General features: G+C 47.5%; 15 protein-coding genes. 4 read left to right on the top strand and 11 right to left on the bottom strand.

Features of this window, described 5'->3' with window-relative positions:
* Positions 1 to 3 precede the first annotated feature (3 nt).
* Positions 4 to 972, bottom strand: a complete 969-nt coding sequence (locus J7K63_03405; GenBank protein MCD6234069.1) for a hypothetical protein — start codon at positions 970 to 972, stop codon at positions 4 to 6.
* 148 nt (positions 973 to 1,120) lie between these two features.
* A complete protein-coding gene (locus J7K63_03400; protein MCD6234068.1) occupies positions 1,121 to 1,825 on the bottom strand; it encodes a hypothetical protein in 705 nt (234 codons plus the stop codon).
* A gap of 471 nt (positions 1,826 to 2,296) precedes the next feature.
* Between J7K63_03400 and J7K63_03395 the strand changes: the two genes are divergently transcribed.
* Genes J7K63_03395 through J7K63_03380 form a run of 4 tightly spaced genes read left to right on the top strand, consistent with a single transcriptional unit; the run spans position 2,297 to position 8,902 of the window.
* On the top strand, positions 2,297 to 4,081 hold the full coding sequence (locus J7K63_03395) for an ABC transporter ATP-binding protein (GenBank protein ID MCD6234067.1): 1,785 nt from the start codon (positions 2,297 to 2,299) through the stop codon (positions 4,079 to 4,081).
* Positions 4,078 to 5,778, top strand: coding sequence for an ABC transporter ATP-binding protein (locus J7K63_03390; protein MCD6234066.1), 1,701 nt, complete (start codon positions 4,078 to 4,080; stop codon positions 5,776 to 5,778). The genes J7K63_03395 and J7K63_03390 overlap by 4 nt, the downstream gene beginning before the upstream one ends.
* Positions 5,779 to 5,837: 59 nt before the next feature.
* Positions 5,838 to 7,331 carry a DUF814 domain-containing protein gene (locus J7K63_03385; protein MCD6234065.1) on the top strand — a complete coding sequence of 498 codons (1,494 nt, stop codon included), beginning with the start codon at positions 5,838 to 5,840 and terminating at the stop codon, positions 7,329 to 7,331.
* Positions 7,328 to 8,902 carry a DUF4445 domain-containing protein gene (locus tag J7K63_03380; protein MCD6234064.1) on the top strand — a complete coding sequence of 525 codons (1,575 nt, stop codon included), beginning with the start codon at positions 7,328 to 7,330 and terminating at the stop codon, positions 8,900 to 8,902. Before J7K63_03385 ends, J7K63_03380 begins: the two co-directional genes overlap by 4 nt.
* 104 nt (positions 8,903 to 9,006) lie before the next feature.
* Here the strand turns inward: J7K63_03380 and J7K63_03375 are convergent, their stop codons facing one another.
* The 9 genes from J7K63_03375 to J7K63_03335 form a co-directional block, all read right to left on the bottom strand.
* Positions 9,007 to 9,477, bottom strand: coding sequence for a DsrE/DsrF/DrsH-like family protein (locus J7K63_03375; protein ID MCD6234063.1), 471 nt, complete (start codon positions 9,475 to 9,477; stop codon positions 9,007 to 9,009).
* 15 nt (positions 9,478 to 9,492) lie between these two features.
* The gene (locus J7K63_03370) at positions 9,493 to 9,807 is read right to left on the bottom strand and encodes a TusE/DsrC/DsvC family sulfur relay protein (GenBank protein MCD6234062.1); all 315 of its coding nucleotides are present in this window, start codon (positions 9,805 to 9,807) and stop codon (positions 9,493 to 9,495) included.
* Positions 9,808 to 9,819: 12 nt separating this feature from the next.
* Positions 9,820 to 10,395: a DUF1641 domain-containing protein gene (locus tag J7K63_03365; protein MCD6234061.1), complete on the bottom strand. Its 576-nt coding sequence runs from the start codon at positions 10,393 to 10,395 to the stop codon at positions 9,820 to 9,822.
* 11 nt (positions 10,396 to 10,406) lie between these two features.
* A complete protein-coding gene (locus J7K63_03360) occupies positions 10,407 to 11,636 on the bottom strand; it encodes an NAD(P)/FAD-dependent oxidoreductase (GenBank protein ID MCD6234060.1) in 1,230 nt (409 codons plus the stop codon).
* A 153-nt stretch (positions 11,637 to 11,789) separates the two neighbouring features.
* Positions 11,790 to 12,416, bottom strand: a complete 627-nt coding sequence (gene upp / locus J7K63_03355) for a uracil phosphoribosyltransferase (GenBank protein MCD6234059.1) — start codon at positions 12,414 to 12,416, stop codon at positions 11,790 to 11,792.
* Positions 12,417 to 12,463: 47 nt separating this feature from the next.
* Complete coding sequence (gene rsmI, locus J7K63_03350) at positions 12,464 to 13,171, bottom strand: 16S rRNA (cytidine(1402)-2'-O)-methyltransferase (protein MCD6234058.1); 708 nt, start codon at positions 13,169 to 13,171, stop codon at positions 12,464 to 12,466.
* 103 nt (positions 13,172 to 13,274) lie between these two features.
* Entirely contained in the window at positions 13,275 to 14,588 is a 1,314-nt protein-coding gene (gene lat / locus J7K63_03345; protein ID MCD6234057.1) for an L-lysine 6-transaminase, read from the bottom strand.
* Between the two features lie 30 nt (positions 14,589 to 14,618).
* Positions 14,619 to 16,151, bottom strand: coding sequence for an aldehyde dehydrogenase family protein (locus J7K63_03340; protein ID MCD6234056.1), 1,533 nt, complete (start codon positions 16,149 to 16,151; stop codon positions 14,619 to 14,621).
* Between the two features lie 16 nt (positions 16,152 to 16,167).
* On the bottom strand, positions 16,168 to 16,590 hold the full coding sequence (locus J7K63_03335; protein MCD6234055.1) for an Rrf2 family transcriptional regulator: 423 nt from the start codon (positions 16,588 to 16,590) through the stop codon (positions 16,168 to 16,170).
* Positions 16,591 to 17,359: the final 769 nt, after the last annotated feature.

The raw sequence follows: 17,359 nt of genomic DNA, 5'->3' as shown, positions 1-17,359 counted from the left end.
CCGTCAGGATTCCTTTGTTTCGCTCTTTTGCAACCGTTTCAGCACATCCTGCAGCAATTCCTGAATAAATCCTACAGCCGAACCATCCTGACCTTGAAGATTGATAACGGTCCGGGCATTTCTCAACTGCTGGGAAGACTCGGCAAGCTGTGCCAGTTGGGGTGAAAGGAGAATCATTTCAGGGTGTGATTTCAGCAGTTCCATCTCCCGGCTTTCGGTTTCAATCTGCATAAGCCGGCGTTTCTGTTCTTCCCGAACCCGTGCTTCCGCTAGTGCCGCTTCCCGGGCTTGTTCCTTTCCTGAAAGCTCCAGTTTCTTCAACCGGAGAGAATGTTCCCGGTCTGCAATTTCCGTATCTGCTTCGATGCGGGCTTTTTCTGCCGAGACCCTGGCCTGCTGACTGGCTTTTTCCGTCTCTTCCAGAATGCGATCCGCCTCCCGCCGCTGCATGGCTTCTGTAATCCGTTTGTCCAGCGGTTCAATACTTTGAATGTGCAGGTTGTCCAGCTCTAATCCCAAAAGGAGAGCTGTTTCAGAAATCTGCTTTATGAGTTGTTTTTTAAGCACTTCCGGTTCAATGGCATCAATATCTTTCTGCTCAACAAACTCCCGGATCATGGCATGGGTCCGCCGTTCCAACTCCCGTGTGGCATGGACTACCACATCCGATGACCATCCCCCGGCCCGGACCAGAGCATGTAAATGGTTCCTCGAAGGCGCCACGGCCAGATCCATCACAACCCGGACTCCCAGTTTTCCCCTGGCTTCCGTATCCACCTGGGATTGCACTGCATATACATTCCCCGGAAGAGCCAGGGATGTGTGACGGGGATACCAGCGCTTTTTGTTTTCCTCAACAACCCCCTTCCGCTCCCGTAAAACAATCTGATCCGGCCGGCGATACCGGTACTCGATCAGCCATACAAGAATCAGTATGGCGATGAGCGCTCCAATAATAATCCAAAATTCCATGCGAACACCTCTTTTCCCTGTCTGTTTCTATTATGCAAATATGACGATTTTATGATTTATAAGCAACCCGGGAATATGTCTTTTGATATTTTTTTATAATTTAACATCTGTTGATGATTTGTCGAATATTCTATGTTTTTGCCGATTTTTAGTTTTTATTCAGATTTTTTCTCAGACATTCGCTTACAAACCATAAAATAATATCAGAAATTTCCTGATACACCTCTTTTTGTGACCGATCCTGCTGTTTTTGAATTTTCAGGGAGTGGTCCGCACCGGGAATCATGAGAAGGTGTCCCCGGGGATTGAGTTTACCCATAAGAAGTTCCAGTTTTCGCCGGGGTGCAAAAGGATCCTCGCCACCCTGGATAAAAAGCATGGGGACGGATTGATTCAAAAAGGGTTCGGGATTGACAGGCCAGCTTATAAAGCCTTTACGGAATTCCAGGGGTGCTCCGATAAAAATCTTTCCCGAATCCTGATGATCAGGCAAAAAAGCCGATACTAAGGCGCTGAGGGATTTCCCGCCGGTAAAATAAAAGGAATTTTCGGGGATGTAAGGTTCCTCCCGAATGCGTTCTAAAACTTTCCGGTACAAAGGTACCCACTTTCCGGCTTTGGGAAGTCCTTTCCACCGCTTAGAGGCAAAAGGGTAATTGAACCGGGCTACCAACAGTCCTTCTGTTGGCAGGGTGTCCGCCAGATATTGCAACAGATCATCCTCCATATCGTTGTAATATCCATGTCCCAAAACCAGAACCACATCCGATTCCCGGTCCGGCCGGTCAATGCAGACCTGAATTTTATCTTTTCCGTACTGCAGCGTTAGTTCTTCATGTAGGATTTTTTTCATATCGTATCCTTTATCCTTACCCATAATATAAAAGAATAATTGGTGAATTCTGAGTGGAGAGTAGTGACTTGGTGTTTTGAGTTGAGAGTTTGGCCGGGTGTGTCAATTGACGATGAGAACCAAAAGCTTCCCTCTTGAGAGGGGTTGTGAGTGTGTTACGCCGGAGGCGCAGAAACGAGTACCAAGGGAGATTGGGGTGGAAGTCAATTCTTTTCCAACAGACGCCATAAATGGCAACGATTATTATAAAAAAGACACAGAAGCGCTTTCACACTGTTGACATGGGGGACAAGGGACATGTGTCGACGGGGGCGGGTGCGATAATAAGACCAGGTAAGTCCCCTCTGAGAGGATTCTTTCGGCCCATCCGTTAATATACGCAACAAAGCCACACTCATACCTCTGTATACAGAATTCTTTTTCCCTCTCCTCCAAATCATCGTAATTTAAGCGCTCAAAAAGAGACATGTGATGTGGTGGAACGAGGACGATTCATTTGAAGATGAGGGAAAAGACACCCTCTCGACAAGTAACATTTTCAAAAAGGTATATCCTTTCATTCGCCCTTACCGGACGATTTTTATCGGGGCATTTTTTCTGGCTTTAACCGGTGTATTTTTAATTTTACTCCAGCCCCGCATCCTCATGTACATTGTGGATGAGGCCATTCCTTCGGAAACCTATACTCCGGTCCGCAACGGCGCCCTTCTCTATCTGGCCACCATGGTTTTATCGGCCATTGTAGGTTTTTTTTCCTCCTGGCTCCTTCAGTTAGCCGGTGTCAGGGCTATCAGTGATATCAAAATCAAGCTTTTTGACCATTTAATGACCCTTGGACTCCCATATTTGGAAAAATATCCCGTAGGCAAGCTGGTCAGCCGGATTGAATCCGATGCCCAGCGCCTGATTTCCCTTACTTCCACCATGATGCAACGGGTCCTCATGGCGGCTGGAATGCTTATTGGAGCCATGGTAATGCTGCTCATTGTGGATTACCGCCTTTTTCTCATTGTAGCAGCGGTTTTACCGGTAGTCATTACTGGGACCTATTTTCTGTTCAAATATCTCCGGCCATTTTTTCGGGAGGAACGGGCCCGTTATGCCACCATCAGCGGGATTGTGGCGGAATTTCTCAAATCGGTTTCCATCCTCCAAATCTTCAACCGGAAACACTGGGCCGCCCGGCGACTTGAAAAAGAGAATCAATCTTACCGGCGCTTTGCGGCAAAAATTGCTTATGTGGAATACGGGATTTTCCGGGGACTCGCCTTTATGGAAGTCCTGATAACTATGGCCGTGCTGATATTGGGATCAAAATGGATCAGTGCAGGAACCATGACTATCGGGACCCTGATTCTTTTTTCCCAGTACATTGCCCAGATCTACTGGCCTATCATCATGCTGAGTGAGCAATTGGGAGAAATCCAGCGGGCGGGAGGTGCCGCAGACCGCATTTTTACCACTCTTGAAATGAAACCTGTTATCCCGGATATACCCGATCCCCTCCCCTTCCCCGATGAAATACACCGGATTGAATTCAGAAACGTATCCTATAGTTACGAACCGGACAAACCGGTACTGAAAAATATCTCCTTCAACGTACGTGCCGGTCAATCCGTGGCTATCGTAGGTCCCACCGGCGGCGGAAAAACAACCATTCTCAACCTCTTATGCCGTTTCAGGGATCCGGATGAAGGAGCTATTTATATCAACGGGACCGATATCCGGCGTTTTGCCGTACAGGATTTGCGGCATCATTTCGGACTGGTACTCCAGGACCTTTACCTCTTTCCCGCCTCAGTCAAAGAAAATCTCATGGCTTTCCGGGAGGATATCCCCGAGGAACAGATTCACCATGCCATTCAGGTAAGTCGTATCGACTCGGTCCTTTTTCAGCGCGGACTTTCTATCCATGACAACCTGGCTGAGGGTGGAAAAAATCTGTCTTATGGTCAGCGCCAGCTTCTGGCTGTGGCACGGGCCCTTACCGTGAACCCTTCCATCCTCATTCTGGATGAAGCAACATCCTCTGTAGATCCCGGAACAGAGCAGAAAATCCAGCATGCCATCAACACCCTCATTGAAGAACGGACAAGCTTCATTGTCGCCCACCGCCTTTCCACTATCCGGCATTGCGACATCATCCTCTTTATCCGGGACGGGAGAATTATGGAGATGGGAAATCATGACGAACTGATGATCAAAAAAGGGTTCTATTATGACCTGATCATGAAACAACGGGAGGGTGTGGCATGAAACACGTCCTCCGCTGGTTCCTCCCCTTTTGGAAACTCCGGCGCAAAGGCATGGGATTTCTCCTTTTGATTACAACTCTGGCCATCGCCGCTAAAACGATTTATCCCTATATTTTCAAATTTGTCATCGATCACCTGACCCGGGATATTCACTATGACAGTATCCTCACCTGGGTATGGATCATCCTGGGGGTGGGACTTGTCCGTGAAATCACGCAATGGCTGCTTCCCGCGACACGCTATTTCATGAATATGGGTATCGGCATGGATATCCGCCTGAATTATTTCCATGAAATCATGAAAAAGGATCACACCTTTTTTGGCCGGCACCGGACCGGAGATCTTACAACCCGCCTGACGGATGACATCGATGGGGATTTGAAAATCGCCTGGTATGCCGCGTCGGGAATCCTCCGGCCTGTGGAAGCCTTTCTCACGCTGGGATTCAGCATTACCCTTATGCTTTCCCTGAATTGGCGCCTGACCTTAATTGCCGTGGCACCGTTCCCGGTAATCATCTGGATTATTACAAAAACTGAACACATCCAGCAACGGGCATATAGCCTGCGACAGAAAAAAACCAGCGAAACAGTGGACGTTCTGGAATCAACCTTTTCCGGCATCCGGATTGTCGTGGGATATGTGGCGGAAAAAGCCCAGGGGAAAATCTTCCGCCGTGTGATGAAAGAACGGGTCAACGCAGAAGAAAAGGTGGTTTTAATCCGCTCTTTTCTGGAAAGCCTAGGTGCTATGATCAATCAGGTAGGACTCGTGATTATTCTTTTTGTGGGAGGATTTTTCGTCCAGCAGGGACGTATGAGTCTGGGTGAATTCTATGCCTTTGTCGCCTATCTCTCGGGTATGACCGAAACCATCTGGACCATCAGCTGGTTTTTTGTATCCACGAAAATGGTGGAAGCCTCTATCAGTCGTCTCGAACAATTGGAGCAATTTTCCGATGCAGAATACGGCCACGCCCGCCCGGGACAGTCTGCCCCTTCTATTTCAATAGATGGGGCCTCATTCATTTTTCCGGACAGCCGGGAGCCAATCTTTCAGGATATTTCCTTTACTGTTCATCCCGGGGAAATCGCAGCCGTGACCGGTTCGGTTGGTTGCGGTAAAACGACACTGCTGAATTTGGCAACCGGTTTTTATCCCGCTGCTACAGGGGATGTCCGGCTGGGGGATATTCCACCCCGTCAAATGGAACGGGAAACCCTGGCATCCCTCATCGGATATGTCCCCCAGGAAGTGGTTCTCTTTACCGGCAGTGTTCGGGAAAATATTCTTATGGGGCGAAATCTGGATGAAGCCACTGTTTTAAAAGCCCTGAAACTGGCTGCAGCAGATACGGAATTCACACTGGATACGGTGCTACAGCAGGGCGGTGTGGGACTCTCAGGCGGTCAAAAAGCCCGTGTGGCTCTGGCAAGGGCCCTGGTGCATGATCCGAAAATCCTGATTATGGATGATATCACCTCTGCGTTGGATGCCAAAACAGAAGGCATTTTGTGGCAACGGCTCCGGGAAAATTCCACAAACCGGGCTGTGCTGATCACTACCCACCGGGAAGCCACGGCAAAACAAGCAAATAAGATAATCTGGCTGGATCAGGGAAAAATCCGGGATATCTGTTCCCACGGTGAACTGCTGGAAAAATACGCCGAATATCGCCATCTCTTTGCCAAACCCTGACAGGATTTTGTACATTCCGGTGAATTAGAAATAAATCAATCTGTAAAAGGCAATAAACCGTGATTACCTCCTGGTTTACATGGGAAAAGCTATGCCACGTGATGAACACCCGCCTGACAGGTGAGATGTTTAAGGCATGTTATTCCCATGTAAAGGGTGAACTGGTAATTCAAAACAGTAATCCCCAAAAGGATTCCATCCGCATTCACCAGGATCAGCCTCTCCCCTTTCTCTTTCTCCAACCCATCCACCCTCCGGGACAGAAGGTTCCCATCTTTACCGATTTCAAGCCGTCCCGATTTGTGGAAGCCGCCATTGCCGGGACAGACCGGGACATCCGCCTGAAATTTACGGCGGATCAAACCCTCATCATCCGTATCCGCCCTCCGAAAAACAATGTCTTTTTTATATCCTCTGCGGGGTTTGATACGTTTAAGAAATCGACGGACCAGGTTATCCATTTTGATGCCACACCTGCTTTTTTTCAAACTCTTTCAGACGATCCGCGACTGAACGACCGCTGGAAAAAGAGGCTCCGGAAATTATATCCGGATCTTTCATGGCCTGAACTTCAACAAGAGATTGCCCGGGCCAACGGACAGGTTCTGGGTGGACGCTTTATCCTGCTGCCACTTCCGCAGGAAAAATTCAATCCTCACCGCTTTTACGACACCTACCGGCATTACGTAACCAGCCGGTTAAAAGAGCTCCATTTCAAACCGGAAAAGGATCGGCTCATGTCGACACTTGCCTCACGGGCAGAAAAAGTCTCCCGCAGAATCCGGCAACTTGCCAAAACAGAAGAGCAGGCAGATCTCATCAAACGGTACCGGATTTATGGGGATATCCTCATGACCATACTCAATACGCTGCAGCCGGGACAGGAAAAAGCCGAAATTCCCATGGAACTCCGTCCACTGGGCTTTCCCGATACCATTCCTCTGAAACCGGACTTATCCCCTCAAACCAACGCACAGCGCTATTACAACAAAGCCCGGAAACTTGAACGAGCCCGGCAGGAATCCCGGGAAACAGAAACGGCGCTACATAAGGAATACGAGGAACTGAAAGCAAAAGCCACCGAACTGGAGGCCATTGACTCTTTAATTGATCTCCGGAAGTGGTCGAAAAAAAACAAGGATCTGCTAACCCGCCTGAACCGGACGGAAAATCCGCAAAAAGCGGACACGGCACGCCTGCCTTACCGGGAATTTTTTTATCAATCCTGGCGAATCTGGGTCGGCAAATCAGCCAGGGATAATGACGAAATGACTTTTCATCTTTCCCATAAAAATGATTTATGGCTCCATACGCGGAATTCCACAGGATCCCATGTCATTATCCGCCGTGAAGGAAAATCCCATATCCCGGGACATGTGATTGAATATGCCGCGTCCCTTGCCGCCCGATTCAGCGAAGAAAAACACGCATCCCTGGTCTCCGTGGTGTGTACCGAACGTAAACATGTCGTCAAACGAAAGGGATTCCCTCCGGGCAAAGCCCATTATAGCCTGGAAAAAAACCTGCTCATCAAGCCGGCGGAAATCGAATGAAAACCTTCAAATTGACAATCCAACAAGCGAATAAAAAAAAGATTCTGAACATTGAGGAAGGATCTCTCTTATCCCGGACACTCCCGGATCATGGGATTCCATTGGATACACCCTGCGGGGGATACGGAAGCTGCGGGAAATGCAGGATTACCTATCTATCCACTCCACCGGATCCGACCCCGGCCGAAAAAAAGAACATCCTGCCCGAATCCCTGAAAAAAGGGCTTCGCCTGGCCTGCCAGCATCATGTGACGGAAGATACATCCATTAAAATAGAAGAGCTTCCGGAGAAAAAGAGTCTTCATATTTTATCTGACGGCATTGACCTTGAGGGAGAGCTCGATCCGGACATCCCGGAGGGAGTATCTTTGAATAAACCTTTGGGCCTGGCCGTGGATATGGGCACCACCACTCTGGTTTTAACCCTTCATGATTTGAAAAGCGGCAAGCGCCTTGGGCTCCGAAGTGCACCCAATCCCCAGAGTCTGTACGGGACAGACATCATCAGCCGGGCAACAGCCGCGACCGAATCTCCCAACGAAGCCAAAGCACTTCAACGGCTGATGATTGAAAAAATCAACGACCTGATCCGGGATATGACCGATACACCCCGTGATATCGTCCATGTGGTCATGGCCGGGAATACTGTGATGTCACACCTTTTTTTGGGCCTGTCTATGGATTCTCTGGTCACGGCGCCTTATATCGCCCCGGTAACGGACATGCAGGTACTGGAGAGTAAAGAAAGCGGGCTGACAATCCATCCCCGGGGTAAGGTAAGCTTATTACCCTGTATCGGCAGTTTCATTGGGGGAGATATTTCAGCGGATTTACTGGTCTGCAGAGAAATTTTACCGGAAGATGTCACATACCTTTTAATGGATCTGGGCACCAATTGTGAAATAGTATTAAAAACACCGGAAATCTCCGTGGCGGCTTCAGCTCCGGCCGGTCCCGTCATGGAAGGAGCGGGAATCACCTGCGGAATGCAGGCTGAAGCAGGAGCTGTAAGTGACTTGTTTTTTAACGGAGATGGCCGGTTTCAGGCGGTGACAATCGATAATGAACCCGCAAAGGGCATTTGCGGCAGCGGACTGATTCACAGCATTCATACGCTGTGGAAACAGAAACGGATTACCGATGACGGACGGTTCGTGGAGAATATTCACAAAAAAGGCTTCATGATAGACAAAAATGTGTATCTGTCTCCCCGGGATATCCGGGCCTATCAAATGGCAAAAGGAGCCATTGCCGCCACACGGAAAATGCTTCTTCAGGATGCCGGATTGTCTGTCCAGGACCTGGATTACCTGGTTCTCGCCGGGGGATTCGGTCACTATATCCGTCCGGAAGCCGGTATGGAGACAGGAATTTTCCCCCGCCTTCCGGCAGACGCTTTCCTTTACCTGGGTAATGGAAGCCTGGGAGGATGTGAACTGATTCTGAAAAATAAACAAACCGTCCCTGTCATTCAACGACTGGCACAAAATACACGGCATTCCGAACTGGCGGGGAGACCGGATTTTCAGGAAATGTATGTTATGAACATGGGAGTGACGAGTGACGAGTGACGAGTGACGAGTGACGCGTGACGCGTAACGAGTTGACAGTTAACGAGTGATTCTGTGCGTCAATAGATCCACTCAAGCAAATTCATCATTCATCATTAAAAAAATTATGTAAATATAATTTCCGCTCCGGCTGATTTTTCGTAGAATGTCGCCACATTGATAATGTCGTTGACCTGTGGCGTAAAATCTTCTTTGGTCAAATGAAACATATCTACAGTGGCTTTACAGGCATAGAGTTCGGCCCCGGCATCAGAAAGCATTTCAATGAATTCACTCACCGGTGGAATATCCAGTTTTTCCATCTCTTTTTTCATTTTGTGAGTGGCAAAAGCGGACATACCAGGAATCATTCCCAGCAGTGTCGGAAGATGCATAGCCGGATTTCCCACAGTGGCAACTTTAATTTTATCTGCCTTCTTTTTCATAATGGCTTCAAGTCCGAAAAAGGTAAAAAACACCGTGGCTTCAATGCCCTCCATCCGGGCACCGTTTGCCATAATAAGACCGGGATAAACCCCTTCCAGGGATCCCCTGGAAATCACAATGGACACTTTTTTTATTTTTGATTCTGACATATTTGCTCCTTTATGTTATACACATCCCTGGGGTTTGGGAAGACCGGAAATTTTGGCTGCCTTTTTAGCAGGTCCATCCGGGAAAAGGCTGTACAAGTCCTTGGTCGGAATTCCACCGACTTTGTTTAATCTTCGGATGGAGGGTGCTGTACCATTTTCTTCGTAATCCTTCCGCATGAAATGAATTACCTTAAAATGGTCGTCCGTCAGCTCTATGCCTTCTTCCCTGGCAAGCGCCCGGGCAATCTCCTCATTCCACTGGGATGCATCCGTCATAAACCCTTCCGCATCCACATCGACAGTAACATTGACTATCTTTTTTTCAGTCATAGTTTAACTCCTTTATTTGGATTGATTGGTTGATGGGTTGATTGGGGGATTGGGTGATTGAGTCCCCAGGCTCTTCAGGATACTCAGCAACACATAGAATGTTCGTTTCACTTCAGGCTGATTTAGTTCACGGAGAAGACGGAAAAGGGATACTTTTTTCGGTACTTTCCACGCTTCGGATGTATAGTCCTGAAGGACATTATCGGTCAGTTCCCCACCATCTTTTAAAAGTTTAAAGACTCCCTTTTTTTCCAGTTTATCCATTTTTTCCAGGGCGGCATCAAACATATCCCGGGTCAAAGGTGTTACATCATCCACAAAATCGTTGATACTCTCCAGCCGTTCAAACAAACCGATGAGAGTTCGCGTATTGCGCAGCAATTTTTTAACCAGAAAGAGTAAATCTTCATAGGAAAAATAGGCGGAAATATCATCAAGTTCCTGAACCGCTGTTTGAAAAAGATCTGACACGACCGGTGTAAAATCTTCTTTCAATTCACGGAGTTCTTCCTGTCTTCGCCGGGTAATCATCACCTGTTCCGTTAAAAAATCCAGTTTTTCATGGATTTTCTCCAGTTCTTTACTCATATCATCCTCCCTCATCGAATTTTTCCCGCCATATTCATCTGGGTTTCGATGGGCATCTCACCGCCTTTGATGAGGATATTCCAGTAGACCCAGCGAAACATCATTTTTCCCCAGTGATTCATTTTGGTTTCTTCCAGAAGAGAGAATGGACCGATACCGGGCAGGGGATATTTTCCCGGCAGGGGTTCCACATCGTAATTAAAATCGATAAGCATTCCTTTGCCAAAACCTGATTCAATAAAGCAGTTGGCATGACCATCGAATTCTTCTCTCAATGGCAAACCATCAATAGCCCGCAACAGGTTTTCCTGGAGAATTTCCGCCTGAAAATGGGCAACAGATCCTGCTTTGGAACTGGGAAGATTGGTGGCATCCCCGATGACAAAAATATTTTTCCACTTTTTGGATTGAAGGGTTTTCGGGTGGGTTGGAACAAAATTCAGTTCGTCCCCCATACCGGAACGTTCAATCACCGGATCCCCCATATTGGTGGGAATGGTAACTAGAAGATTGTACTCTACCTCTTTTTCATCCCAGGAACGGATTTTGTTGGCTTTCGGATCCACTGATCCCGTACTGAATTCCGAGACAAGATTTATGTTCTTCTTCTGGAGAAAATCTCCCAAAATCTGGGCGGCCCTGGGCTTGGTAAAGGCTCCCGGAAGCGGTGTAACAAAAGTCAGATCCACCTTATCCCGGATTCCCTTCTCTGTAAACCACCAATCTGCCAGAAAAAGAAATTCCAGGGGTGCCACTGGGCACTTAATAGGCATTTCAGTAATATTTAACACCAGCTTTCCACCCTGCCAGAATTTGAGAAATTTCCGCAGGTTACAGGCGCCTTCCAGGGTATAAAAATCAAAAATGTTTTTGTACCACCCCTCGCCTTTGAGTCCCTCTGTTTCATCCGGGTTGATCTGTGTGCCTGTAGCAATAATCAGAAAATCGTAGCTTAATACCTGCCCGTTTTGAAGTTTTACACGGTTCTGATCCGGTTCAATCAATTCAATATCTGATAAAATCAGTTCAACATCCGATGGTATAAAATCCCGCTTCGGTTTGATTACATCATTCCGCTTGTAAATATTGAACGGTATAAATAAAAGTCCCGGCTGATAATAATGCTCCTCAACCTTGTCCACCAGGGTGATTTTCCATTCTCCTTTATCAAGCTGCTTCACCAGCTTGTTGGCCATCATGGTACCTGCTGTACCGGCTCCCAAAATCAATAATTTTTTCATGGATTGACCTGCCTTTTTCACGTTAATGATTCACCTATCTTATAAGCGGGTGTGTGATTAACAATGGCGAAAACAGTTACAATTAAACCGATTTATAAGGACAAAATGGGTAATTCGTGAAAAAAATGCGCACTTATTATGAACACATGTTATTTACTTGGTTCCAAAGATCCGGTCACCGGCGTCACCCAGGCCGGGGATAATATAACCATCCTCGTTCAGATGGTCGTCAAGGGCAGCGGCATAGATTGTCACATCGGGAAAATTTTCATCCATGTACTGAGCCCCTTCAGGTGCAGCCACCATACACAGGGCTTTGATATTGGAACAGCCTTCATCCGTCAACATTTCGCATACCTTGGCCATTGAATGTCCTGTCGCCAGCATGGGGTCGATGATCAGGGCATCGCGAATCTGAATGTCATTATTGAATTTTTTGTAATATTCCACCGGATAAAGGGTCTCTTCATTGCGATAGAGCCCTACCACATTTATCCTGGCCGAAGGAATCAGAGCCAGTACACCATCCAGCATCCCGAGTCCTGCCCTGAGGATGGGAACCACTGAAATTTTCTTTCCGGAGATTCGTTCGGCATCGGCTCTGCCCTTCCAGGTCATAACACTCCGGGGTTCCAGAATCAGATCCCGAGTGGCTTCATAGGTGAGCATAATGGTAATTTCCTGGGTCAGTTGCCGGAAATGGGAGATACTTGTATCCACCCGGCGTAAAAGTCCCAACTTGTGTTTTATCAACGGATGATCCACAACCAGAATACTCATAATGTTCCTCAATTTTTTTTAAATGGTACTTATTTTATGGCACGCTGTCATGATTTCATTTTCGCGGTTTTCGTTTTTTTCGCCGGCGGGGCCACAATCAGCACAAATTCCCCTCTGACGGGATGTTCCTGAAACCACTCCAGGGCTTCACTCACCGTCCCCCGGAATAAAGTTTCATGAATCTTTGTCAATTCCCGGCCTACCAACAGATCACGGTCCCCGCAATATTCCTGAAGTTCTTCCAGGAGCTTTAAAATCCGGTGGGTGGATTCAAAGAGAACCGTCACGTGGGAACGATCGGCCATCAGTTTTAAACGGGTCTGGCGTCCTTTTTTATGGGGTAAAAAACCTTCAAAGGTGTATATATCCACCGGAAAATGGCACACACTTAAAAGAGTTGTAACAGCAGAGGGACCTGGAATGGGGATAACTGGAATGCCGGTATTGACCGCCTCACGAATCAGTCCGTTGCCCGGATCGCTGATGACGGGCGTTCCCGCATCGGATACCAGAGCTACCTGTTGCCCTTCCTGCAGCAGTTTAAGAATGCCCGGTATGCTGTTCTTTTCATTATGCCGATGGTGAGCAATGATTTTCGGGGGTGTAATCCCATATTTATCCAGAAGAATGCGGGTCACACGGGTATCTTCACAGGCGACCACATCCACCGATTTCAATGTTTCCACCGCCCGGAAGGTAATATCCTCAAGATTCCCGATAGGTGTGGCCACAATGTAGAGTTTCCCTTGTATCATGATTCAGCTCCCGGAGAATATACAATATCCTGCATAAAAGAAAAAAGGCCGTCCGTACATGAACGACCTTTTTTGGGGGTAGGGGGTATAAAATAATATTTAATCAAACGAGTTTTTTCAAGGAAAGCCTGATTTTGTCAATACCCTGGAGAATTTCATCCCGGTTTACATTCAGGTGGGGACGGAAGCGGACCGATTTTTCACCGCATCCCAGCATGAGGACCTTCTCCTTTTCCAGTTCACTCAGAAAAGTATTCCGTGCTTTCTCATCTTTCAGGTCGAAGGCACACATGAGTCCTTTTCCCCGGACATTGGATACAAGTCCCGGAAAATCATCCGCAATCTTTTCCAATTCAACCAGCAGGAATTCACCCTGAATCCGGGCATTATCCACAAGGTTTTCCTCTTCGATGATTTTGAGGATATATCCGAAGCGAACCATATCCACCAAATTACCACCCCAGGTGGAATTAATCCGGCTGGATTCGGCAAAGACATTATTCTCCACCTCATCGATCCGTGGACCGGCCAGGATACCGCATACCTGACTTTTCTTTCCGAAGCTGATGATATCCGGTATTACCCCGTAATGCTCATAAGCCCAGAACTTCCCCGTGAGTCCCACACCTGTCTGGACTTCATCAAAAATCAGGAGAATTTCATGATCGTCACAGATTTTGCGGAGTTCACGGATAAATTCCGGCCGGAAGTGATTATCGCCGCCTTCACCCTGAATGGGTTCCAGAATCAATGCGGCAATATCGTCGGGATTTTCATCGATGGCCTGATGAATCTGTTTTAAGGATTCGGCTTCCGCTTTTTTCACCTTTTCCAGGTTTTCATCATTCAGGGGGAACACCAGTTTGGGATTCAATACCCGGGGCCAGTCGAATTTGGGAAAATACCGGGTTTTCCGGGGATCGTGAGTATTGGTCAAAGACAGGGTATATCCGGTCCGGCCGTGAAAACACTGCTGAAAATGGATCACCTGGTACCCTTTGGGCTCCTTGTATCCTTTTTCAAAATTCTTCCGGACCTTCCAGTCGAAAGCGGTTTTCAGGGCATTTTCCACTGCCAGTCCGCCCCCTTCAATAAAAAAGGCATGCGGGAGTTCTTCGGGAATTCCAACCCGGCTGAAAATTTCCAGAAATTCCGCCATCTCTTCTGAATAGACATCAGAATTCGTTGGTTTGTGAATTGCCAGTTTGCCCAGCTCTTCCTGCTTTGCCACAAGTTTGGGATGATTGAAGCCCACAGCCATGGATGCAAACATGGAAAAGAAATCCAGATAACAGTCTCCATTCCGCTTGTCCACCATCCAGGATCCCCTGGATTTTTCCAGATCAATCACAGGTTCCATACCATCTGCCAACATGTGGCGAGCCAGTACTTTCCGAACATCTTTTGCCTGAATCATTCAGTCCTCTCTTTCTCCGTATATCAGGTGTTAAATTTCAAATTTGATTCCCTGTGCCAGTGGGAGTTCAGTTCCATAGTTAATGGTATTTGTCTGCCGGCGCATATAGAGTTTCCAGGCATCGGAACCGGATTCACGGCCACCGCCCGTCTCTTTTTCACCGCCGAAGGCTCCGCCGATTTCCGCCCCGGAGGTGCCGATATTCACATTGGCAATCCCGCAATCCGATCCCCAGGCGCTGAGAAAAGTCTCTGCTTCCCGCAGGTTGTTGGTAAAAATGGCGGATGAGAGTCCCTGTACCACATCATTGTGAATATCAATGGCTTCCTGTACATCACCGGTATATTTGATGAGGTACAGAATGGGGGCAAAAGTCTCTTCCTGGACAATGGGATAGGAGTTTTCCACCTCCATAAGGGCAGGAACCACATAACAGCCGGATTCATAGCCGGGACCTTCCAGTACATCACCACCATAGACCAGGGCGCCGCCTTCTTTTTTCACTTCTTCAATGGCATCGGTGAACATTTTAACAGCTTCCTTGTCAATCAGGGGTCCTACATGGTTATCTGTATCCAGGGGAGTTCCGATTTTCAGGGATTTGTAGGCTTTCACCAGAGATTCTTTCACTTTATCGAAAACCGATTCGTGGATAATCAGGCGACGGGTTGTGGTGCAGCGCTGTCCGGCTGTTCCCACGGCTCCGAAAACAATAGCCGGAATCGCCATTTTTAAATCTGCATCAGGCGTGATGATGATGGCATTATTGCCACCCAGTTCACAAATGATTTTACCAAAACGGCGGGAAACCACCTCATTGGCATGACGCCCAACGGCCGTGGAACCGGTAATGGAGATAAGTGAGACCCGTTTATCATTGAGCATCCGTTCACCTACAGTCCGTCCTCTGCCGATCACCAGATTGAAAATGCCTTCAGGAAGGTCGTTTTCTTTCAGAACCTGAGCTACAATATTCTGCACAGCTACGGCGGTCAAAGGTACTTTGGAGGATGGTTTCCATACGTTCACATCTCCGCAGACAGCTGCAATCATGGCATTCCAGGCCCAAACAGCTACCGGAAAATTGAAAGCCGTCACAATCCCCACAATACCCAAAGGATGGTACTGGTCATACATCCGGTGATTGGGCCGCTCAGACTGCATCGTAAATCCATAAAGCTGACGGGATTGCCCCACGGCGAAGTCGCAGATATCGATCATCTCTTGAACCTCTCCCCAGCCTTCCTGGAGAGATTTGCCCATTTCGTAGGACACCAGGCGTCCCAGAGGATCTTTGTACTCCCGCAGCTTCAGTCCGATCTGGCGGACAATTTCACCCCGGCGGGGAGCCGGCGTTTTGCGCCAGATTTTAAATGCTTCTGTTGCCTTTTCAATAGTCTTTTCATAATCCTCTTCCGAACACTGATACACACTGGCAATATGTTTGCCGTCGGCGGGGGATACGACATCCAGCAGCCCCTCATCCGTTCTTTTCAGCCATTCCTGTCCGGTCGAACAGCCGAAATTCTCTTCTTTCACACCCAGTTGCTTCAAAAATTCCATTATATCCTCTCCTCTCTTAATATTGGGTTTCCACTTCATCTATCAATTCAGCCAGGCTGATTCTTTCCATCTTTGACTCAATATCCCGCTGAATATCCTCAAATAAATCCAGAAAATATTTGTTGATTTTTTTATTCAGGGGGATTTGTTCATGGTTTCCGCTGACGGCCAGGTGAAAAGCCTTCCGTGTCTCAATGGCACAGTAAAGTTGCTGCAGATTAATCTGGTCCGGTGTCATATTAAGGATAAATCCACCACCGGCGCCCTGCATACTTCGAATAATTCCCGCTTTAGCCAGCATCGACAAAATAAGACGGAGCTGGGATGCATTAATGCCTGTCATCTCTGAAATATCCCCACTGGATAAGACATTGGGATATGCCTTGGCAAGACAATGGACCGCCTTTACTGCTGTTGATAATTTTAACGATGCAGACATATTTAATCCTAACTGTTGCAGTGAGTGTAACATTTATTTTTGAGAGAGGCAAATGGATTTTACGTTGAGACGTTGAGATGTTGAGACGTTGAGACGTTGAGACGTTGAGACGTTCAGATGTTGAGACGTTGAGATGTTGAGACGTTGAGATGTTGAGACGTTGAGATGTTGAGACGTTGAGACGTTCAGACGTTGAGACGTTGAGACGTTCAGACGTTGAGACGTTGAGACGTTGAGACGTTGAGATGTTGAGACGTTGAGATGTTGAGATGTTGAGACGTTGAGACGCTGAGATGTTGAGACGTTCAGACGTTGAGATGTTGAGACGTTCAGACGTTCAGACGTTGAGACGTTGGAGCTCGCTGTTCACAGTCGGCAGTCGTTAGTTGACAGTCGACAGTTGACAATCGGCAGTCGGCAGTTGACAGTCGGCAGTCAACAGTGAACAGTGTGTGTCAGGATATAAGTAACAGTTTTGTGTCAAGAGATGGGTAATACTTTTTGGAAATAAGGTAGCCATGGTTTTTGTCATACAATTATTTTACTTCAAACGGCTTTAAAAGACATCATGTTCACGTTAATTATTCCAAGCATATAATTGGAGAAATAGAGAGTGTCACAAAACGCCGGTGCTTTGTCTGTATAGGTTTTACAGACTGTCTCTGTCTTTGTCCGGGCCTCTTCTTTGCTGGAGGAATCTGCAACTCCAGCGGTCCAACACTGCTGTTGAATTGTTTGGACTTAAATCCGTTGGCGTGACCCCGCCGTG

The organism is Candidatus Neomarinimicrobiota bacterium (genome assembly GCA_021157965.1).
Classification (GTDB): Bacteria; Fidelibacterota; Fidelibacteria; order Fidelibacterales; family Fidelibacteraceae; genus Fidelibacter.
Note: the sequence above shows the minus strand (reverse complement) of the source record. Positions and strands in the feature narration are given on the sequence as shown.